This is a genomic window from Microcoleus sp. Pol12B5 (assembly GCF_036701335.1).
GTDB lineage: Bacteria > Cyanobacteriota > Cyanobacteriia > Cyanobacteriales > Microcoleaceae > Microcoleus.
This window is the reverse complement of record NZ_JAUBQQ010000003.1, coordinates 81,129-102,442: the sequence shown is the minus strand read 5'-3', so window position 1 is coordinate 102,442 and position 21,314 is coordinate 81,129. Positions and strand designations below refer to the sequence as shown.

General features: G+C 45.1%; 15 protein-coding genes and 1 tRNA gene. 1 reads left to right on the top strand and 15 read right to left on the bottom strand.

From position 1 onward, the window contains the following. The first annotated feature begins 457 nt into the window (after positions 1-457). Positions 458-3,085: a DNA mismatch repair protein MutS gene (gene mutS, locus QUA24_RS02795; protein WP_333227019.1), complete on the top strand. Its 2,628-nt coding sequence runs from the start codon at positions 458-460 to the stop codon at positions 3,083-3,085. 172 nt (positions 3,086-3,257) lie between these two features. Here the strand turns inward: mutS and QUA24_RS02790 are convergent, their stop codons facing one another. The 15 genes from QUA24_RS02790 to QUA24_RS02720 all read right to left on the bottom strand — a co-directional run bounded on the left by QUA24_RS02790 (position 3,258) and on the right by QUA24_RS02720 (position 21,224). Further along, the gene (locus tag QUA24_RS02790) at positions 3,258-3,968 is read right to left on the bottom strand and encodes a hypothetical protein (RefSeq protein WP_333227018.1); all 711 of its coding nucleotides are present in this window, start codon (positions 3,966-3,968) and stop codon (positions 3,258-3,260) included. Positions 3,969-3,997: 29 nt separating this feature from the next. Continuing rightward, complete coding sequence (locus QUA24_RS02785; RefSeq protein WP_333065673.1) at positions 3,998-4,675, bottom strand: actin-binding WH2 domain-containing protein; 678 nt, start codon at positions 4,673-4,675, stop codon at positions 3,998-4,000. A 415-nt stretch (positions 4,676-5,090) separates the two neighbouring features. Beyond that, positions 5,091-5,161, bottom strand: a tRNA-Gly gene (locus QUA24_RS02780). A gap of 151 nt (positions 5,162-5,312) precedes the next feature. Then, a complete protein-coding gene (gene uvrC / locus QUA24_RS02775; protein ID WP_333227016.1) occupies positions 5,313-7,331 on the bottom strand; it encodes an excinuclease ABC subunit UvrC in 2,019 nt (672 codons plus the stop codon). Between the two features lie 116 nt (positions 7,332-7,447). Continuing rightward, complete coding sequence (locus QUA24_RS02770; protein ID WP_333227014.1) at positions 7,448-8,200, bottom strand: amino acid ABC transporter ATP-binding protein; 753 nt, start codon at positions 8,198-8,200, stop codon at positions 7,448-7,450. Positions 8,201-8,250: 50 nt separating this feature from the next. Further along, entirely contained in the window at positions 8,251-9,450 is a 1,200-nt protein-coding gene (locus tag QUA24_RS02765; RefSeq protein WP_333227012.1) for an amino acid ABC transporter permease, read from the bottom strand. Between the two features lie 117 nt (positions 9,451-9,567). Then, positions 9,568-10,089, bottom strand: coding sequence for a DUF29 family protein (locus QUA24_RS02760; protein WP_333227010.1), 522 nt, complete (start codon positions 10,087-10,089; stop codon positions 9,568-9,570). Between the two features lie 170 nt (positions 10,090-10,259). Continuing rightward, on the bottom strand, positions 10,260-11,474 hold the full coding sequence (locus tag QUA24_RS02755; protein WP_333227008.1) for an ABC transporter permease subunit: 1,215 nt from the start codon (positions 11,472-11,474) through the stop codon (positions 10,260-10,262). A 208-nt stretch (positions 11,475-11,682) separates the two neighbouring features. Further along, positions 11,683-12,768, bottom strand: a complete 1,086-nt coding sequence (locus QUA24_RS02750; protein ID WP_333227006.1) for an amino acid ABC transporter substrate-binding protein — start codon at positions 12,766-12,768, stop codon at positions 11,683-11,685. Between the two features lie 318 nt (positions 12,769-13,086). Next, entirely contained in the window at positions 13,087-13,314 is a 228-nt protein-coding gene (locus QUA24_RS02745; RefSeq protein ID WP_015178453.1) for a hypothetical protein, read from the bottom strand. A 316-nt stretch (positions 13,315-13,630) separates the two neighbouring features. Beyond that, complete coding sequence (locus QUA24_RS02740; protein ID WP_333227003.1) at positions 13,631-18,745, bottom strand: PAS domain S-box protein; 5,115 nt, start codon at positions 18,743-18,745, stop codon at positions 13,631-13,633. 317 nt (positions 18,746-19,062) lie between these two features. After that, the gene (locus QUA24_RS02735; RefSeq protein ID WP_006634220.1) at positions 19,063-19,464 is read right to left on the bottom strand and encodes a fasciclin domain-containing protein; all 402 of its coding nucleotides are present in this window, start codon (positions 19,462-19,464) and stop codon (positions 19,063-19,065) included. Positions 19,465-19,786: 322 nt separating this feature from the next. Beyond that, positions 19,787-20,203 carry a hypothetical protein gene (locus tag QUA24_RS02730; protein ID WP_333211826.1) on the bottom strand — a complete coding sequence of 139 codons (417 nt, stop codon included), beginning with the start codon at positions 20,201-20,203 and terminating at the stop codon, positions 19,787-19,789. A 1-nt stretch (position 20,204) separates the two neighbouring features. After that, on the bottom strand, positions 20,205-20,567 hold the full coding sequence (locus QUA24_RS02725) for a hypothetical protein (RefSeq protein WP_333227001.1): 363 nt from the start codon (positions 20,565-20,567) through the stop codon (positions 20,205-20,207). Between the two features lie 213 nt (positions 20,568-20,780). Then, positions 20,781-21,224 carry an Hsp20/alpha crystallin family protein gene (locus QUA24_RS02720; RefSeq protein WP_333226999.1) on the bottom strand — a complete coding sequence of 148 codons (444 nt, stop codon included), beginning with the start codon at positions 21,222-21,224 and terminating at the stop codon, positions 20,781-20,783. Between the last annotated feature and the right edge of the window lie 90 nt (positions 21,225-21,314).

The window sequence follows — 21,314 nt, the reverse complement described above, 5'->3', positions numbered from 1 at the left end:
GTTGCCTAAGATTGCTTCTTCCTTCTCTCCTAGATAACTAAAGCCTTCTTCCTTCTCTCATAGATAACTAAAGCCTTTTTCCTTTTTCCTTTTTCCTTCTTATTTCTTCCTTCAACATCTGCTATAACAGCTAACTACTACATAGCTGAGATTGTTTTTGTCGATCGCCGAGCGCTCTTCTCTCACAATAAATAAACACTTCGCACTTAATCTCACTATCTCCGAGACTTTAGCTCACATTAGATAAAAGACGACCAAAAAATTCTCAAGTACAAGCGGGTTTATCGATTATTAAGTAGGGTGCGTGACTTTTGTATAGCTCAACACTCCGCCCAAATCTTGAGAATCACGCACCCTGCTTAAGGAGAAATAATCGTCAAATATTGTATATTAGTTAGAGCTAAAAGCCGAGCTTGCGCTAAAGTTGTTAAAGATTAAAATTTATCGATCGCGTTTTATGCCTTACACTGCATCTACCCCAACAGACCCCACTCAACCCAACATCCGCAATGCCGACCACCGCCTACTAGAATTCACCAAGCTAACGCCGATGATGCAGCGGTATGTGGAAGTGAAAGAACAGTATCCCCACGCACTTTTATTGTTTCGGGTAGGAGATTTTTTTGAGTGTTTTTTCCAAGATGCAGTTACGATTTCGCGGGAATTAGAACTTGTTTGTACGAGTAAAGAAAGCGGCAAAGAAATTGGCAGAGTACCGATGACAGGAGTGCCGCACCACGCCCTCGATCGCTACACTTCAATGTTAGTAGAAAAAGGGTATGCTGTAGTAGTTTGTGACCAAGTTGAAGACGCCTCGATTGCTGCTAAAGAAGGCCGCCAAGTCAAGCGAGAAATTACCCGCATTCTCACTCCTGGAACTTTGACTGATGATGGAATGCTCAAACCCCGGCAAAATAATTTTTTAGCCGCAATTGTGATAGCGGGGGAACATTGGGGATTGGCTTATACAGATATTTCTACGGGAGAATTCGTCACTACCCAAGCAGATACTTTAGAACAATTAACCCTCGAATTGCTGCGCTTGCAGCCTTCGGAAGTCTTGGTACCGACTAATGCGCCGGATTTGGTGACTATGTTGAGGCCCGGAGAGAAATCCGAGCATTTGCCCGATTGTTTGCCGAATTCGTTTTGCTATTCTTTGCGATCGCAAATTCCGTTTACTTTGTCCGAAGCAAAACAGAGAATCCTACAAAAATTCAAAGTGCGATCGCTTGAAGGTATGGGATGCGGTCATTTGCCCCTCGCAGTGCGCGCCGCTGGTGGTTTGCTGCAATATATTGAAGAGACTCAAAAGGAAAAAGCAGTTTCTTTGCAAAGATTGCACACTTACACTCTCACCGATTTTCTCATACTCGACTACCAAACCCGCCGTAATCTCGAAATTACTCAAACAGTAAGAGATGGGGTTTTTCACGGTTCGCTGCTGTGGGCGATAGATAAAACCAGCACCGCAATGGGAGGCCGCGCTTTGCGCCGCTGGGTGCTGCAACCTTTGCTCAACATTAAAGGCATTGGCGCCCGACACGACACGATTCAAGAATTAGTAGAAAATAACGGTCTGCGCCAAGATTTTCAGCAGTTGCTGCGCCAAATTTACGACATCGAAAGACTGACAGGCCGCGCCGGTTCGGGAACAGCTAGCGCGCGGGATTTGGTCGCTTTAGCTGATTCTCTCTCGAAACTGCCGGAATTAGCTTTGATCGCAGCCCAAGGGCGTTCGCCATATTTGAAAGCGCTGCAAAATGTACCGCCAATTTTAGAAGAATTAGCAACTAAAATTCACGATCACTTAGTTGATGAACCGCCGATTCATTTAAAAGAAGGAGGCTTGATTCGATCGGGAATCAATCCGATGCTAGATGAAATGCGCCACACTGCATCAGCCGACCAAGAATGGATTGCAAATTTAGAAGCAACTGAGAGAAAACGCACGGGAATTTCTAATTTAAAAGTAGGCTACAATAAAGCTTTCGGCTATTACATCAGCATTACCAAATCGAAAGTAGACCAAGTGCCGAAGGACTACACCCGCAAGCAAACTCTCACCAATGAAGAACGCTACAGCACTGAAGAATTAAAAGAAAGGGAAGTGCGAATTCTGACAGCGCGGGAAGATTTAAATCAATTGGAATACGATATTTTTGCTCAAGTGCGATCGGAGGTAGGAGAACACGCCGAAGTTATTCGCAACGTTTCCCGTGCCGTGGCTGCGGTGGATGTTTTGTGCGGTTTGTCAGAAGTAGCAGTTTACCAAAATTACTGCCGCCCGACTATGACAGAAAGTCGGGAAATTAAAATTATTGAAGGTTGTCATCCTGTGGTGGAAAAGTCTTTGCCGCCGGGATTTTTTGTACCTAATTCTGCTTTTTTGGGTCGGGAAGAATCGCTAAACCGCCCAGATTTAATTATTTTAACCGGGCCGAATGCTAGTGGGAAAAGCTGCTACTTGCGGCAGGTGGGTTTGATCCAGTTAATGGCGCAGATGGGCAGTTATGTGCCGGCGAAAGCTGCGAGTTTGGGAATTTGCGATCGTATTTTTACCCGCGTCGGCGCAGTAGATGATTTGGCAACCGGTCAGTCTACGTTTATGGTGGAAATGAACGAAACTGCAAACATTCTCAATCACGCGACGCCGCAATCATTGGTTTTGCTAGATGAAATTGGCAGGGGAACGGCCACTTTTGACGGACTTTCGATTGCTTGGTCTGTGGCAGAATATTTAGCAACTGAGATTCGGGCGCGGACAATTTTTGCGACTCACTATCACGAGTTAAATGAGTTAGCTTCTATTTTGGATAATGTCGCAAATTATCAAGTGACAGTCAAAGAATTGCCGGATCAAATCGTATTTTTGCACCAAGTTCAGCCGGGAGGTGCTGACAAATCTTACGGAATTGAAGCGGGCAGATTAGCTGGTTTACCGCCGTCGGTTATTGACCGGGCGAGACAGGTGATGAAGCAGATTGAGAAACATAGCAAAATTGCGATCGGGCTGCGGAAAGGTGTTAAAAAAAATGGTAGAAAAGAGTCGGAGGGCGAACAGTTGGATATTTTTGATGAGTAAAACTTTAAGTTGATAAAAAAGTGGGTAGATGCGTAGGTTGCGTCAGATCGTCCAAACCTATTAAAATCGAAACCATCGCTCTCTGACGCATCATACCCCTGCGACACTTGTATCTGCCTTAAAAGCTTAGATTTAAACACTAAAGTCCTTACTACAAACCTGCAATTCAAATTCACTTTCCATTTTGCAACTTTCTTACCTCTTTGTGTACGCTCATCCCAATTTCCAAAGCCTCATTTAGCAATCGGCCGTATTCAGTCGCCCGATCGCTCACCTCCACCGCCATCAAAGCAGCTAAATTACTTTCAATATTAGCAAATAGCTCGTAACGGCGACCGATAAACTGCTGATTTTCTCTGAGAATTTTTTCTGTTTTCAAAGCACAGACTAAACTTTCTCTAGTGATTTTTAATGCTTCAATTGCATCTCCTCGGTTAATTAAATTGGCTTGTAAATTGCCAGCATCCGTTAGGCGATCGATAATATCTAAAGCCTGAATCACCTCATGATACTTCTCAACTTCATCCAGCAGACCCGCTAGCGTTGCCAGAGGTTTTGCCTTAACCCATTTATAGACATTCCAAGCAACAGTAATCGCCAGCGACCAACCCAAAGTTAGTTGTAAAACACGGACAAATATGTCTGAATCGCTAAATAAACCAACATTATGTTTATTAGCCAGTAAAGCAACAGGCAGCGAAACAACTAATGTCACGCAAAATATCAGCAACTCATTCACCAAAATAGAAAACAGCTTTTTGCCGTCCCGGAGTGCAGCAGGTCTGTAAAAATCTGCTGCAAAACCGTCGCTCAAAGCTATTCCGCTCAAATCCTCCAACTCCTTCTCAGAAATTTTTAACTGTTCCAAATCCGCTTGTATCACTCTTCAAAATCTCCTTTAATTGGGATTAATTACGATCCTCCCAGAGACATAATTGATTGCCACAGACTCATATAAAAATTGCTTTCTCGGTCTCGGAACAGTTGAAAAGCCATTCCCGGCGACCCCAAAAATGGTCTCAGCGTCCATCCCAACTGAGTCCCAACAAACGCATAAAGTCCCAACCAAAAGCGCAAAATATTTAGCCTGATGTCTTTGCCTTCCGCATCTTGTTCTGACAGAAAGTGCATTCCTTGATAAATGAAACTTACTCCCAAAAATCCTGTGATTGCCATGATAGCAACATTCAGCAACAGATAAAAATTGTAATTGGTACTGCTTATGAGGAAAAACAAACTAACAGGTGCAAATCCAAACAGCAAAACGCTAATCATCGCCATCGCTGTCATCAACAATGTCAAATACTGCTCAAAAGTTCGTTTTGAACCAAACATGACATTAAAAAAGTACAGTGTGGGAAAGCAGATAATCAGCGTCAGCAAGTAAAGTGCTGGCAACTTAATTGCTGAAACCAGACATTGCATCCACGTACTAGAGGCACCTAATATTGCTCCGTAAATGCCAAAAAATACGGTACTAGAAATCAACAAACCGAAAATTTTAGATTTGAGCTTGACACCTTGGCGAATTTCTTCGAGAAATTGTTGCCGTTCCCGCAGCAAATACATTACTACTGAAAAATATTTCACGGGCTCTCCTTGTGACTGATGCGACTCCGAATCAGTCATAACTCAAGCTGAGTGCGCTCGGCAAGCTTGTCAAATCAGGGCACTCTATGTTAACCCATTATTCTTGTACCCAGCTCACCACAAGCTGAGAGGTGGAGGCGTTTTGAGAGATACTTGCAAAGCTAAACGGCTCAAACTGAATATAGTTATGCTTTGTATTCAATTTGTATTCATTCGTCTCCAAATTGTCTCCACAAAGGGCGATCGGGTAGTCATTTGATACTCAGTTTGGTCGTTCCGTAGTCAAATCGTAGTCATTTTGTCTCCAATTTGTATCCAATTTCTAGTCAACTTGACCCATCACAAACCGAAAAAATCAACAATAAAAAACCTCAAACCGTTGATTTCTCGTTGGTTTGAGGTTTTTGTAGGCGCAAGCGGGCAGCGGGAATCGAACCCGCATAGTTAGCTTGGAAGGCTAAAGTTTTACCACTAAACTATGCCCGCGCACAGAAACTAAACATACCACACGTCTCTGGGAATTGCAATAGGCCTGTGCAAAATTTTTGAATATCTCCCTCACAGTGGCTGAATCGGGACTTGCGACCCGATCGCCCCCTCGCCCAAAAAATCCCCGTCTCCCATGCTGCGTAAGACTTTACGGGTGGAAATAATCGTAAATTTGCTGCGCCAGACGCGGGCCAATCCCAGAAACTTCTGCCAACTGTTCGGGAGTCGCTAAACGGAGGTAGTCGATCGACCGAAAATGTGCCAACAATTGTTTTTGTCGGTGGTGTCCCAATCCGGGAATTTCATCAAGGCGCGATCGCTTCATTCTCTCGCTTCTTCGATCCCGGTGAAAACTCACAGCAAATCTGTGCGCCTCATCCCGCACCCGGCGCAATAATTGTACGCCCGGTTGCTCAGAATTAGTTGGCAGCGGCAAAGATTCCCCCGGCAGAAATATCTCCTCTCGCTGCTTGGCCAAACTGACAACGCGCAACTCTTCTAGCAAATTCATTTCCCGCAAAACTGCCACAACCGCTGACAGTTGACCTTTGCCGCCATCTATCATAATTAAGTCTGGTTTGTCGGAAATAGTAGGAGCATCTGAGGATAAATTGCTGAGTTCTTTCGGTTCTTCTAAATCGCTAAACCCATCTTCCATCTTCCCTCTTTCTTCTTCCTTCAATCCTCGAAATCGGCGACCGATAACTTCTGCTAAACTAGCAAAATCATCAGAATGACCCGATTTAATTTCAGGATTTTTAATTTTGTAATGGCGGTAGTGTTGATTGGCGGGCAAACCGTCAATAAATACCACGCGGGAAGCTACGGCGTCAGAACCTTGAATGTGAGAAATATCGTAACCTTCAATGCGGCGAGGAACTTCTGGCAAATCGAGAATTTCTGCTAAATCTTCCATTGCTTGAGAATTGCGATCGCTCAATCTTTGCATTCTCGCCAATTCATACTCAGCATTGCGTTCCACCATCTCAATCAACTCAGCCTTAGTTTGCCGCTGCGGCGTCAAAATGGTAACTTTTCGCCCCTTACGGTTGCTCAACCAATCTGCTAATATTTCCGCTTCTGGCAATTCGTACTGCACAGAAATTTCGCTAGGAATTTCTACAGATTCGACATTTTGATAGTGTTCTTCCAACACTCGCTGCAAAATCGCTCCGGCCTCTACCCCCCCTCGTTCCCCCCCTTGCCCAGGAGGGGAGGAAAGAGAAAGTTGAGATAACTCTTGCCCCTCCTGGGCAACGGGGGGTTGGGGCGGTATTTCCGCCATAAATCCCAATCTTCCAACCAATTGACCGGCGCGAATTTGGAACAATTGGACGCAAGCGTGCTGGGTGTCTGCCGCAAGTGCGATCGCATCTCTGGAAACCGTATCGTCGGGCAAAGACACTTTTTGACCCGCACTCAAAGACTGCAAACCCTTAATTTGGTCGCGAATGCGCGCGGCAGTTTCAAAGTTTAAATCTTCTGCGGCTTGTTCCATTTGCGGTGCTAACAAATCGAGTAATTCCTGAGTTCTGCCCTGGAAAATCATCGCTACTTTTTGGATGATTTTATGATATTCCTCCGGCGAAGTTAACCCTTGACAAACGCCAACGCAGCGCCCGATGTCGTAGTTCAAACAGGGACGGTCTTTAAACAGCGGTTGAGGGCGCTGTCGCAGCGGGAAAATCCGCTTAATTAAATGCAGCGTACTCCGCAGCGCCCCGGTATCGACGTAGGGGCCATAGTAGCGGTCTTTTGCACTACCTGCGCGGCGTTTGCGGGTGATAAAAATGCGCGGGTATTCCTCCGACCAAGTTATGCACAAATAAGGATATTTTTTATCATCTTTGAGGAGTACATTAAAGTAAGGTTGGTGCTGTTTTACGAGGTTTGCTTCTAAAGCTAAAGCTTCTGCTTCTGTGTCGGTGGCGATAAATTCAATTTCGCGCACTTGCTGCACCATCATCGCGATGCGGGGACTGAGATTTTGGCTTTCGCGGAAGTAGGAACGGACGCGGTTTCGGAGTTTTTTTGATTTGCCGATGTAAAGGATGCGATCGCTCTCATCGCGCATTAAATATACACCAGGAACCGCCGGAATTTCTTTGAGGCGACTTTCTAGGCGTTCCGAGTCTTTAACTAACGGCAGAGTTTTTGTGGATGGCATTGCAAGCTATCTCAGCAAAATAGAGAGTTATTGTACACTCTTTTATTTTACCTTAATTGTGCCGATTTTTCCTGCTGCTACCGTCGCAAAACCCACCGACTAAACTTGAAAATCAGTTACAATATCTGAGATAAAAACTTGCGCGTGCGTTCTTCCTTCGGGTGCTGAAAAAACTGTTCCGGCTTCGCTTCTTCAACTAAAACGCCGCCATCCATCAATACAATGCGATCGGCAACTTCGCGCGCAAACCCAACTTCGTGAGTCACCACCACCATTGTAATTCCAGTTTGAGCCAAATTTCGCATTACATCTAAAACTTCCCGCACCATCTCCGGGTCTAATGCTGATGTCGGTTCATCAAACAGCATGATTTTAGGCTGCATGGCTAGAGAACGTGCAATAGCGACCCGCTGCTGCTGTCCTCCAGACAACTGTCCGGGATATTTTTGTGCTTGTTCCAAAATTCCCACTCTTTCTAACAGTTGCATCGCCACTTCTTCGGCTTTTTTCTTCGGCCAGCGACGCACCCACACCGGGGCTAGCATGACGTTTTGCAAGACTGATAAGTGGGGAAACAGGTTGAATTGCTGAAACACCATTCCTACTTCGCGGCGAATTGTCTCGATGTTGCGTAAGTCGTGGGAAAGTTCGATTCCGTCGATCGTAATTTTACCTTGTTGGTATTCTTCTAAGGCGTTGAATGTGCGAATAAACGTCGATTTCCCTGAACCGGATGGCCCCATCACGACAACGACTTCACCTCGGTTTACGGTCATGCTGACACCTCGCAGTACGTGAAATTGTCCGTACCATTTGTGGACATTTTCTGCTATGATTACTTGTTCTGGAATTGTGGATTGAGTTTCCATATTTTTTATTTTTAAACCGCTGATGAACGCAGATGAACGCAGATTTTTTTTTACCTTTGACCTACGCCTAAAGTTCGCTCTATTTTGCGGCTGGCTAGGGACATTGAGTAGCAAAATATCCAATAAATGATGCCGACGAATATGTAAACTTCGGCGTATCTACCGATATAGGATGGATTTGCTAAAACTGCGCGGGATATTCCGATTAATTCTAACATTCCGAATAGAGATAGCAGGGATGTATCCATGAATAATCCGATGAATTGACCGCCGATCGCAGGAATGACTATTCGCAATGCTTGAGGCAGTACAATGAGAATTGTAAGCAGGGGTGTATTGAGTCCGATCGACCTAGCTGCTTCTATTTGTCCCCTGGGCACGGCCTGCAAGCCACCGCGCACGTTTTCCGCCAAGTAAGCTGCACTAAATAAGGTTAATCCAGCAATGGCTCTAATCACTCTATCCAATTTCGGATATTCGGGCGGCAAAAAGAGTTGCAGCATCACTTGACCTAAAAACAAAATGCCAATTAATGGTAAACCGCGAATAATTTCAATGTATAATGTTGATAACAGTCTCACAACTGGCAAAGAACTTTGTCTGCCGAGTGCTAGCAATACTCCCAAAGGAAAGGAAAGCACAATACTAATAACTGCTAAAAACAGCGTCAGCACTAAACCGCCCCAATCATTTGTTGACACTTCTGTCAAACCCAACCCGCCTTTAATTAGCCACAAAACTATTGGGAAGGAAAGAACCCAAATTGCAGGCATCCAGCCCATGATTTTTGGGCTAATTTGCCTTCCGATGACATAGCTGGCGGCGGCTGCGATAATAATTCCTAAGAGGTAGCGGCGAGAGGTTAGGTCGATCGGCGAAATGACCGCACCCACCACCGCAGCACCAAGTATAATTAGTAAAGGCGGATTCCAAAGACGTTCTTGCCGCTGAATGTTTCCCCAAGTTAATCCTCCCAACAAGGCAATTATTGCCGATACTATCCACAGCCGCCAGTAAGATTCGCGGGGAAATCTTCCTGCGAAAAATAGCGGCAAGTTCGCTTCTAATACGCGCCATTGAGCTTTTGTTGTTGCCCAAACGAGAATTCCTTTAATAGTTTGGAAGGCGATAATTAGGCAAACTACTGTCAGAATGCTGTTGTACCAGGTACTAAATAAATTTTTGCGCGCCCAATTCCAAGGGGTAGGCGATTCGGTGGCTGGGGGCGGTAATATGGGGACAGTTTCCATATAGCGGTTTTCAATCCTATGACGTAGAGTAACAACCAGTTATTTTATTAACCCGCGTAGGCGGGTTTTGTTTGTGTAGACGCGATTTCCAATCGCCAAGGCTAAAAAAAGTCCTACTTATTTTCGCCGATTTATCCAATCTTCTCCACCTGGTAACTGGCTTAAATGCTCGGCTAACACTGCGGGTAAATCTTTGGCGGAATGGATATAAGTCAAGTTTAATAACCTCACAGCAGTCTGAATAATCAGGTTTTTATCCATCATCTCTGCAAGTTGAAATTGACTATAAACACCATTCAATACTTCTTCTGCAGCCTCTGCGATCGCATCCTCAATCACCTCCTCCTGTATAAAACTCTCCCATTCATCAGAAGTGATGTAATAAGATGTTTTATTATCTTTAATATTTGCCTTCTTAATTTCTCTGATTGAATTGCGAATCGAACTTGCCCAAGAACCAGTTAATCGCTGTTCAACTTGATTTTTAATCAAGTGAATCAGCAAAACATTTAAAAAAGATTGGATTTGTCGCAAAATTGCCTGTTTGCTCATTCCATCTAACTCATCGACTATTGCCAAAGCATCCGTATACCTTCCTTCCAATATGCTATTTCTAAGAGCAATTAATTCTTGTGTCATTTGATTTTCCTCAACTTTAATACTAACAAGCCAAAGATAGTTGTGACTTATTTATTATTGCTTAATCGTCAACTCACAAGTTTTCGTTTCTCTGTCTAAGCTACAGTCACTGTATGCCTGTTTATGCGCTATCCTGTGATTCCTCGTAAATTTGGTTAAATTTAAAGTCTTTACCTTTCCTTGATTTGTACGGTTTTATTGTACCAATTCATGAACAGAGAAACTATCAAACTAATTGTTAGGTATGTTACCATGATAATTAACATTGCTTCGATCGCCCTTCCGGTCTGATTCAAGGTCGGAGACCCCACGACAAAATAAACGTCGGGATAAGCAACCGCAACCGCTAAACTCGAATTCTTAGCTAAATTCAAATACTGACTGGTTAAAGGCGGCACAATCACCCGCAAAGCTTGTGGCAAAATTACCATCCGCATCATTGTTCCAGACTTCAGCCCCAAAGACTTTCCCGCTTCCCACTGGCCTCTCGATACTGACTGAATTCCGGCCCGCACAATTTCTGCAATGTAACTGCCAGTATACAAGCTGAGTCCTGTCACCAAGGCTGCAAATTCTGGAGTTAATTTTAATCCTCCTTCGAGTTGCAAGGCTGGTGTCAGGCGGGGGAAATCTAGACGAAAAGGCAGATTTTTGGTAATAATCAAAGCTAAGATTGCACTCAGCCCGATCGCACCTAGAGCCCAAAACAACTGTCTTCCCGGCTTAGCTTCTTCCAACATCACCCGTGCCCGCCACATCCACAGCCCCGCCGCAGCCAAAAATCCGATAGTTAGCAAAATCACCCAAATCTCAAAACCCGGCCAAGCCACAGGCCAAGGTACAGCAATGCCGCGATTTGTCAAGTAAATCGGCCCCCTCATCTGCTGATTGTCTTCGAGTTTTGGCAGGGAAATGAAAACTGCAAAATACCAGAAAAATAATTGCAGCAATAACGGCGTATTTCGCAAAATTTCCACATACCAACCCGCCAAATTCCGCAGCAGCCAATTGTCGGAAAGGCGCGCGATTCCTACCGTCAAACCCGCAACGGTTGCGAAAATAATCCCAAGACCCATTACCCGCAGCGAGTTAAGTAAACCGACAAAATAAGCTTGTCTGTAAGTGTTTTCGGGACTGTATGGAATCACGCTTTCGCCGATGTCAAAAGAGGCTTGGGAATTGAGAAAATCAAATCCAAATGCAATCCCCAGTTGCGAGTAATTGGCACTGAGATTGTCCCAAAGAATGGCGATAACAACTATTACTAAAATTAGGGCGATCGCCTGTCCGGCTATTTTCCAGAAGCGATCGTCCCGCAGCAGTTTTGATATATCTTTAAATTTGGGCAATTTCTGCGATTTGCCTGGTAGAGGTTCTGGGTTCATAACTGTTTAATTTAGAGCGAACTATACCTAACTTTAGCCTGCCTAAAATATCTTGTAGGGTGCGCCTAACAAGCACCTTAAAAGTCTGCTAGGCGCGGAGTACCTTCCTGTCTAAAATATCTTGTTGGTTAACTGTTAACAGTCAACAGTCAACGGTCAACAGTCAACAGTCAACAGTCAACAGTCAACTGTTAACAGTTAACTAAAATTAACGGAACGGCGGCGAGTAAAGCAAACCGCCATCTTTCCAGAGTCTGTTTTGACCGCGTTCTAACTTAAGTGTACTTTTGGGGCCGAGGTTGCGATCGTAGATTTCCCCGTAATTCCCCACTTTCTTAACAACGCGGACAGCGTAGTCGTTCGGGAGTCCCAAACCTTTACCTAAATCTCCTTCTGTTCCTAGCAAACGTTTGACGTTCGGATCTGTAGTGCTTGCCACTATTTTGTCTACATTTCCTGAATTAATTCCCAAATCTTCAGCTTCAATCGCGGCGAAAATAATCCATCTCACCGCGTCCGACCATTTAGGATCGCCGCTTTTCACCGCTGGGGCTAACGGTTCTTTTGACATCACGATCGGCAAAACAACATTATTCTCGGAATTCGGCAGAGTTGTCCGCTTAGAAACAAGTTGCGATCGATCGGCAGTAACACCTTGACAGCGACCTTCTTGATAGGTGGCAAAGGTAGAATTGACATCTTCAAACACGACAGGAGTGTATTTAACTCCTAATCTTCGCATTTGGTCGGACAAATTTTGTTCCGTGCTCGTACCTGTCTGCACGCAGATAGATTTGCCCGCAAAATCTTTTAAACTTTTGATGCCACTATCTTTTTTGACCATGATGCTTTGAGAGTCATAAAAGATCACCGGGGCAAATTCCAGTCCGGTAGTGCTGTCGCGACTCGCGGTGTAGGTAGTATTTCGGCTGAGAATGTCGATTTCTCCCGCCTGCAAAACTGTAAATCTATCTTTAGCGTTGAGTTTTCGGTACTCGACTTTTTCGGGATCGTCAAATATTGCTGCCGCGACAGCCCTGCACACATCCACATCCAGTCCGGAATATTTGCCTTTTTCGTCTACAAAGCTAAAACCCGGCAGTTCGCCGCTGATGCCACAAATCAGTTTGCCGCGGCTGACAATTGTATCTATCCGGCTGGAACCTTGTTGCGAGTTGCCACCTGCCGCAGTTGTTGCTGTTGTTTGTCCGGTTTGTGCCGATCGATCCCTACAAGACGCCAACGGTGCCACAAACAACACACTTGCTAGCAGCAGAAATCCCCATTTACGCATAAATTTTAATAGAACGCTTTCCTGACAATCCTACCTTGTAGCTGTCAGAACTGTGGCGATCGGCGATCTACACAGCTTCCGGTTTCAAATTAGCCGTTCTGCATCCGTTGCTGCACTGCGGCAACTGCACCGACTACCCGCCTGTTTTTTTTTGAGCAAACTGGGAACCCAGAGTTAGAAACCCGGTTTCTGGCTGAAGGCCTGGTCGTCAAACCTAAGATTTATCCTTGAAACCCGGTTTCTTTTCGGCTATTTCTGCCCAGCGCAAGGGCTCATCGCCTTTCCCTGGAATATTTATCCGATTTTGATTGAATCCGCTCACAGTAGCTCTGGGGCTAGCCGCTGCTCAGCTAAATCGCGGATTAGGGAAAGCCGAGACTGGATGTATTCGTCCAACAAATCTGCTTCTTTGCCATTAAGCGCAGAGTTCGTCTTTAACTGCTTTAGCAGCCACTGTACCAAGGTCGCATCGTCTAAATTGACTAACAGAGTAGCTTGGGTGGTCTCAATTAATGACCAAAGTTGGCGTAACATGACTGGAGTCATAAAACCTCGTTGAGCGTAAATACGCACTTAATGGGCGGGGATAGCGAAAAGCTGGTCTTGGTGTCTCAAGCCGATCTACGAAAAGCACCCTCATGTCGATCGGCTTAATGATTATTTTATATTTGACCACAATAACTTAATGCAGTAGTGTCACAAGTTACAACACACAAGATGTTATAAGAGTTCCCAATTCCTTCACATTCAGATAAACATCTTGATAAAAGATTAACAATCTTTACACGCGCTCGCTCGCGAGGGCTGCCAAGAGCTGTCCGGGATCGGGCCCGATAGCCCGGTTCAAAAGAAAATTGATAGATTACTCAGTAGCCACAAACTTTTCAACCCCCGCCAGAATTATTTCTAATTCAGCGATGATTTTTGTAGCCCCCTCCAAATCATTTGATTCGGCAAGACTTTGAAGCTGATCTGCCATATCGGGCATTAACCGCACCGCCGCCGTAGCGCTGACACCTTTAATTTGATGAGCGTGGCGGGCCAGTGTCTCCATATCTGCCGATGCTATCGCCCCCTTAGCAGCTTCTAAATAACTACCAGTATCCACCACAAAAGCTTGCAGTATTTCCCGCTCAAACTCTAAATCAGCGCCCGAAATTTCGTGCAAACGTGCCATATCGACTACCGATTCGATATCGGGATCAGAGTTTAGAAGTTCCTCGCCATTAAACTTGGGAGTTTCAATTTTTAGCTTGGCCGACCAATTTTCTAGTACAGATTTTAACTTTTCGATCGAAATAGGTTTGCTAATATAATCGTCCATGCTCGCCGCCAGACATTTTTCCCGATCGCCCTTCAAAGCATTCGCCGTCATCGCAATCACCACCGTCTTTTGATGTGGTTCCATTTTCCCAGCAGCATCTGCCGCTTCCCGGCGGCGCAATTCCAGCGTTGCTTCATAACCGTCCAAAACCGGCATCTGACAGTCCATCAACACAATGTCATACTTTTTCAGGGCAACCATAGATAGCGCCTCTGCACCGTTATTGGCTACATCCGCAGTACATCCCAAAACTCTGAGTTGATTGAGACCAACTTTTTGATTGATTGGAGTATCTTCAACTAACAAAATCTTTAAACTTGCTAACTCCCGGTTGTCAATAGCCGAGGCTCGATTGGACGTTGGATTTACCTGCGACTCATCAATCAGCGTCATCGGGGCGATCGCATTCGCCAAGCAATCAAATAGTCGGTGAGCTTTCACAGGTTTAGTTAAATACCCGCTAAAACCGCTATCTACCAAGCGTTTCGCCTCTGCAAGCTGATTCATTGAAGTCAGCACCACCCAATGCGTCTGCTGCATTGCCGGCTCAGAAATCCTCAAGCGTTCGAGACTTCCCGCCACCATTTCCGGCAACTGAATATCAACCAAAACGATATCGTAAGGGGAATTAAGGCTAACAGCTTTGTACAGAGATGCGATCGTCATCCAACCGTTCTCAACCTCCTCCACCTCCATTCCCCACAAAACAGCCATTCTCACTAGCACTTTTCGCACAGTCGGCTTGTCGCTGGCAACTAACATTTTTCGCCCCGCCAGCACCGTTTCAAAATTCACTTCGCACGCTGTGCCTACAGCGGTTAAATTTTCCGTAACTGTCGGCACAGTAAACCAAAAAGTCGAGCCTTGGCCAGGGGTACTTTCCACACCGATTTGCCCACCCATTAATTCCACCAACTCCTTAGAAATAGCTAGCCCCAAACCTGTCCCACCGTATTTTCTTGTCGTAGAGGCATCAACTTGAGTAAAAGATTGAAACAGCTTTTTTTTGTCTTCGGGAGCAATCCCAATTCCTGTATCTGTGACTTTAAACAGCAGGAGCATCGAGTCATTGTTTTCTATTTTTAACGGTTCGATATTCTCTAAAATTTTCTGATTATCGCTGGCTGCCAACAACCCAGGATTACTAGCATTAGCCACCTCAATTACTACTTCTCCTGCTTCTGTAAACTTAATAGCATTGTTGATCAAATTAGTGAGAATTTGCCGCAACCGCGCTGCATCACCTTTAATTTGCACCGGCACGTCGCTGTCAATCAGTGCCACCACTTCTATACCTTTTTCTTGTGCGGGAGTTGCCAACAAGTCCAGCACTTCATTCACACAGATACTGAGGTTGAATTCGATTGTTTCTAAGCGCATTTCTCCTGCTTCCAGTTTGGAGAGATCCAGAATATCGTTAATGATGGAGAGTAAATTTTGGCCGCTGAGTTTCAGCGTCTGTACAAAGTCAAGCTGTTCGGGAGTAAGATTCGTTTTCAGCAGCAAATCAGTCATCCCCATCACTCCATTCATCGGAGTACGGATTTCGTGACTCATATTTGCTAAAAATAGCGACTTCATTCGAGATGCTTCTAGGGCTGCTTCTCGGGCCTGCTGCGCTTGTTCAAAAAGAGTAGATTGCTGAATGGCGATCGCCAACTGCACGCTCAACCTTCCCAGCAAATCCATCTCAGAATCAGTCCAAACACGCGGAGCGCTGCACTGATGGGCAATCAGCAATCCCCACAACCGATTTTGACTCGTTTCCAAACTCCTTTCCGGCAGTTCAATGCGAGTTTCCGGCGAATATTCTGCTACCAACCCCTGACTTTCATCGCCTATAAAAATTGGTACAACTAAATTAGCCCTTACCTGCAAACTAGCAAGTAAATCTCGGTGTTCCTCGCTCAAATTGGCCGTATAAATATCTGCCATTGTTTGAATCGTTCCTGCACTGTACAGCCATACAAAACTTTCCCCAAAGGATGTTCTTTGAACTTTTCTGCCCAGCAGGGGCATCCAATCATCTCCTACAGATTCCACCACCACAACCGCTGTTTCCTCGGACTCAAAACGATAAATTACCGTGCGGTCAGTTGCCAGCAACTGTCGCACTTCGTGTACAGCAGTGCTCAGAGTTTGAGTGAGGTTAAGAGACTGCCGGACTCGCTGGGCGATCGCCGAAACCAGCCGTTCTTGTTCTGCTTGTTCCCGCAGCATTCTCTCAGCTTGCTTGCGTTCGGTGACATCGCGAATTACCGCAGCAAAGCACAGCGGTTCGGTGGTTTGAGGGTGCTTGACCAGAAAAGCATTCATCACAACATCAATGGGTTGTCCGTTGCCCAAGTGCTGCATTTGACCTTCGCCTTGCCACTGGCCATGACTGATAATTGTTGGTAAAATCTCTTGACTGAATTTCTGTTGAAAATAGGGCCCAATATAATCCCAAATCTCCGTATGAAGCACAGCCGAAAGATTCTCTACACCCACCAGTTTTCGTCCGGCTTCGTTGACAAAAAGCGTTTTGCCTTTCAGGGTAGCCATACCGATAAAATCGCTGCTGTTTTCAATCAGCGACACAAATTTTTGCCGTTCTTCTTCTCCTTTTTTGCGTTCGGTAATGTCCCGCTTGACGCAGACATGACAAATTACATCGTCGGCGTTGTTAATCACAGAGTATGCCGCAACGTCGATCGCCAGCGTCTGACCTTTTTTAGTGGAGTTAGTAATTTCGCCCCGAAAACTTCCTGTTTTTGCTAAACTTTGGGCAATTGCCAAAAAGCGATCCCCCGCCACCAGCGGCGAAGCTTCTGCTTCTAATTCCGCGTCTGTGTATCCTAGAAGCGTTTGGTGAGCAAGATTTTGTTCGAGGAAAAACCCGTCAGCATCGATAATGACGATCGCATCATTGGAGTTTAAAAATATTTCTCGGTAAAGTTTTAGTTTGTCCTCAGCTCGCTTGCGTTCGGTGATGTCTCTTTTAACACTTACATAACAAACGACATCCCCAGCATCATTTAAAACCGCAAAAGCCGAAACCTCCACCTCAACTATTCCCATTTGCCCAGCCTTAATACAAGTCATTTCGCCTCGGTAACTCCCCGAAGTGGCCAAGCTTTGCAGCACCGACGCAAATGTCTGTTCTCCCATGTGAGTGGCAGGCGTTTTTCCCCACAATTTTGACGCGCTGTGACCCAGCAAAGCCGTGTGAGCTTGATTTGTTTCTAAGTAATAGCCTTCGGGGTCTAAGATCGCGATCGCATCGTTGGATTTTAAAAAGATTTGTTGATAAAGTTGCAGCTTCCGTTCAGCTTGTTTCCGGGCGCTAATATCCGTGAACAAGCCGTAGTAAACTATCTCCCCCGATGCTTGGAATTCTGGCTGGGAAGCTCCTTGCACCCATTTAAGTTTTCCTGACGGAGTGACAATTCTTCCTTCCCACCGCCAAGGCTGCAAATTTTCAGCAGAAAGCGTCACCGAGTTAAGAAAATCATCTCGATCTTCGGGATGAATCATGTCAACAATTACATTAAAATCCTGCTGAGCAGCCTCTGGTTCTATTTCATACAATTCTCGGCAGCCCGCGCTCACAAACGAGAAGGCCATCGAGCCATCTGGATGTAAGTCAATTTGATATACCGTACCCGGTACGCTAGCAGTAATTTTTTGCAGTTTGGCTTGGCTTTGATTCCTGGCTTCCTCTGTGGCTTGCAATTGACCAATCTCTCTAGACAAACCCACAACCCCAAATATATTACCCTCTGCATCGTATAGCGGCAATTTTTGCGTATCAAAGACGTGCTGTTTTCCGCCTTCAAAGACGATCGCCTGGTAGGGATTGCGAACCCTCTCCCCAGCCAGCACAGCTCGATCTTCCTCGCGGATGCCCCTAATTGAGTTGTTGCGATCGCCAAATACTAATTCGGCTGAAAACCCTAATTCAATATCATCTTTGCCGATAATTTCCTCAACATTTTTCCCCACATATTCAGCAAAACTTTGATTAACAAAAATGTATCTAAAATTTCTATTTTTAGCAAAAACTCTGTCCGCAGCAGCTTCCATTACAGCCCGCAACAATAGTTCTTGACTTTCCGAATCCAGAGCACAATTATTTTGAAGTGTATCCTTGACAATGGTCGGTTTAGATGCTAAGATATTTAACTCTTTTGCACAAATTTGAGCTACTGTGTGGAGCAAACAAAGGTGTTCCAAATTAAAAACATTTGCCTGCTCTGCACCAATGAAAAATACTCCCAATAATTCCTCAGTTTCATCCGGGTTGGCTGGTGCCATCAAGAGCGACTGAAACTGAGCCATTGGTGCCGGAGCGATGTTGTGCGCCCAGTCCCGATTGCCAGCAAGCCATTCAGCGCGAGCAGCTTGCAACCGCCCTTCCATTTCGGATCGGGTGCTAGCAGTTAAGGGCTGTAAGTGTTGCAGGTATAGTCGATCGTCCGGTAGGGTCAAAATGGCGATCGCCGCCCCAGGAATCAGGCGATCGAGATATGCCAGACACGCAGACCAAATTTCATCAGCACTGAGACTGGTTTGAACTTTTGCAGTAAGTTCGTTGAGAACTTGCAGTTCCAAGGTACGCTGGCGGACTTGTGCTTTGAGGCTGGCGGCTAGGATTTGCATAGTGCTCACCACACTGGTTTGCTTATATTATAATTATTGATTTTCAAATTTTTGTAAACAATCATCTTAAAATATATCCGACGAAAAGACAACGTTTTATATTTATATTACCTTCACGCGCTAAAAAACCAAGGCGCGATCGGGAGCAAAGAGACACTGCTCAATGCAAGCTCTCGCTCCCGCTGCGACTTAACATCACACCTAAAGATAGATGCAATATCCAGACTTCCGTGGCTTAAACAAAAAAAAATTAGACCAAAGTTCAAACCCTCAAATTCATCTGTAGAGTCAATCAAAAATCGAAAATCGAAAATCAATGGACGGTGAAACTAGCCCATTAAAATCACATTATCGATCACATGGATCACGCCGTTATCAGCTTCGATATCCGCAGCGACAACTGTAGCATTTTTCACCTCAAAACCGTCAGAACAATCAATTTTAATCGGCGAACCTTCCAAGGAAGTAACAAAACCGAGTTTTGCCAAATCAGCTTTCATAAACTTCCCCGATACGACGTGAAACATCAAAATCCTAGTCAGTTGGGGAACGTTCTGCACTAGGGTGGTGATAGTTCCCGGTGGCAATTTGGCAAAAGCATCGTCAGTGGGTGCAAAGACAGTGAAAGGGCCCGGACTTTTGAGCGCATCTACTAAATTAGCTACTTGCACGGCTGTTACGAGGGTTTGGAACGAACCCGCACCTACGGCAATATCAACAATATCAGGCATTGTGTTTTACCTCATCTGGGAAAAAAGTTCTATTAAGTATCGTAAACTGAGGCGGGCAACAATACCTACTGTCTTTTTTGAAAAATTGGTAATTATTTTGTAGTCAGGACTTCAATCCTCACATTTTTGAGGAGGACTTCAGTCCTCACTACAAACCTAATAATATAGGACTTACATATGGCAGCCCAGAAACCGGGTTTTGTACGAAAATACTTCGTTAAAACCCGCAGATTAGGTAAAAAACCCAGTTTCGAGGAGTCGGAGTGCGTAAGTCCTGTAATAGTTATTTTACCCGATATAATATTACTAACCGCTTGGGAATTTAACGGCGGGGGGGGTTTACAATTGGTACATTACTGCTGGCGATTGTGATACCCCAATTCTCTGTTTCTAAATCTTCTACTTCAGCCTTTAGGTTTTCTCCCTTGTGAATGCTAAAACTGCCGTACAAAATTAAAACTTCAAAAATATCCGTATGAATCAAAGCTGCTTTCCGGTGCGCGTTTTCACCTAAATGAAAACCAATCAAATCAGCTTCAGGATCTTTGACATCTTCAGGATGGAACACCTCCCAACTGATGTCTCTGCAGTCATGAAATACTATGCTATAAGGCAATCGATCGCCTGTCGGATCGTAAATACATTCAAATAAAATTTCATTCCCCCACAAAGACACATTGACATTGGTGATGAGGGATGTAAGTCCACCTAAATTAAGCAAGTTGTAGTCATCGGGCATATTAATTACTCACTTTTTCTCCAGTATTGTGCGTCCCAGGAATATTATTGCCAAATTCATCGCTTGTTTTGACCAAACTGCCATCTTTGTCAAGACGCAAACCTTTGTTTATTTTTCGGCCATCTGAACCGTATCTGGGAGCTGGGGTGCGTACAACTTCACCATCAGGACGGATATTGACTCGCGAACGATCGGCAAATTCGTATTCAAGATAACCCCCTTCAGTAGTTCTGATTTCTGCACCCAATCCGCGAAAAAAATCATCGACTTCTTGGCGATTCATCCCGGTTAAGTCTCCAAACTCAGATGCAATTCCATTTCCTCCCACTCCTTGACTCGGCACGCAAGTCTCCTCACCAACCATTGCTTATTGGAGTTTAGCACAGGTGGAAAATGGGAAAAAGGAAGTTTGACAACGAGCAATGTACGGGATGTAACGGATGGATGGATCGATGGATATCGAAGAAGGAAGAATCCTTCCTCAAAATCCCAATGCCCAATGCCCTGTTTGGCCAATACCCAAAACAAATAGGGCGCGCACCGCACGCCCTATCTATCAGCAATTAGCCAACAATTATTAGCCGCCGATTTGCACTTTAACCACGCGGTTCTTTTCTGCTTCCGCTTTGGGCAAATTCAGGTGCAAAACTCCATTTTTGTACTCAGCTTCTACGCTGTCATTTTGAACCCGTGCCGGTAGGGGAATCACCCGGCGGAACGAACCGTAGCGGAACTCAGAGCGAGTCATGCCTTTATCTTCACTCTTAGTTTCTTGACGGCGTTCGCCACTGATAGCAACAGCTTCTGCGGTTACTTGTACATCCAAATCCTTAGCTTCCATGCCCGGAATTTCTAACTTAAGGTGGATGGCTTCGGGAGTTTCATCGAGTTCGGCGGGGGGTAGAAAAGCAGAACCGTTAGATCCGCGATCGGTTGCCGGAGTCAAGCTATCAAACAACCGATTCATTTCTCGCTGCAAGGAGTCCATTTCCCGCAAAGGTTCCCAACGAATAAGTGCCATAACTAATACCTCGACTATCTGAAGTTTTTAGGGGTTGAGAAACACTTGACTCAACTTGTATTTAATATATTCCAGCTCCCGAAACTGGGG

What these genes read in the sequence shown, in the direction of transcription:
- mutS (WP_333227019.1), top strand. Translation starts at nt 458, where the DNA reads ATGCCTTACACTGCATCTACCCCAACAGACCCCACTCAACCCAACATC.
- uvrC (WP_333227016.1), bottom strand. Translation starts at nt 7,331, where the DNA reads ATGCCATCCACAAAAACTCTGCCGTTAGTTAAAGACTCGGAACGCCTA.
- QUA24_RS02770 (WP_333227014.1), bottom strand. Translation starts at nt 8,200, where the DNA reads ATGGAAACTCAATCCACAATTCCAGAACAAGTAATCATAGCAGAAAAT.
- QUA24_RS02765 (WP_333227012.1), bottom strand. Translation starts at nt 9,450, where the DNA reads ATGGAAACTGTCCCCATATTACCGCCCCCAGCCACCGAATCGCCTACC.
- QUA24_RS02760 (WP_333227010.1), bottom strand. Translation starts at nt 10,089, where the DNA reads ATGACACAAGAATTAATTGCTCTTAGAAATAGCATATTGGAAGGAAGG.
- QUA24_RS02755 (WP_333227008.1), bottom strand. Translation starts at nt 11,474, where the DNA reads ATGAACCCAGAACCTCTACCAGGCAAATCGCAGAAATTGCCCAAATTT.
- QUA24_RS02750 (WP_333227006.1), bottom strand. Translation starts at nt 12,768, where the DNA reads ATGCGTAAATGGGGATTTCTGCTGCTAGCAAGTGTGTTGTTTGTGGCA.
- QUA24_RS02745 (WP_015178453.1), bottom strand. Translation starts at nt 13,314, where the DNA reads ATGACTCCAGTCATGTTACGCCAACTTTGGTCATTAATTGAGACCACC.
- QUA24_RS02735 (WP_006634220.1), bottom strand. Translation starts at nt 19,464, where the DNA reads ATGCCTGATATTGTTGATATTGCCGTAGGTGCGGGTTCGTTCCAAACC.
- QUA24_RS02730 (WP_333211826.1), bottom strand. Translation starts at nt 20,203, where the DNA reads ATGCCCGATGACTACAACTTGCTTAATTTAGGTGGACTTACATCCCTC.
- QUA24_RS02725 (WP_333227001.1), bottom strand. Translation starts at nt 20,567, where the DNA reads ATGGTTGGTGAGGAGACTTGCGTGCCGAGTCAAGGAGTGGGAGGAAAT.
- QUA24_RS02720 (WP_333226999.1), bottom strand. Translation starts at nt 21,224, where the DNA reads ATGGCACTTATTCGTTGGGAACCTTTGCGGGAAATGGACTCCTTGCAG.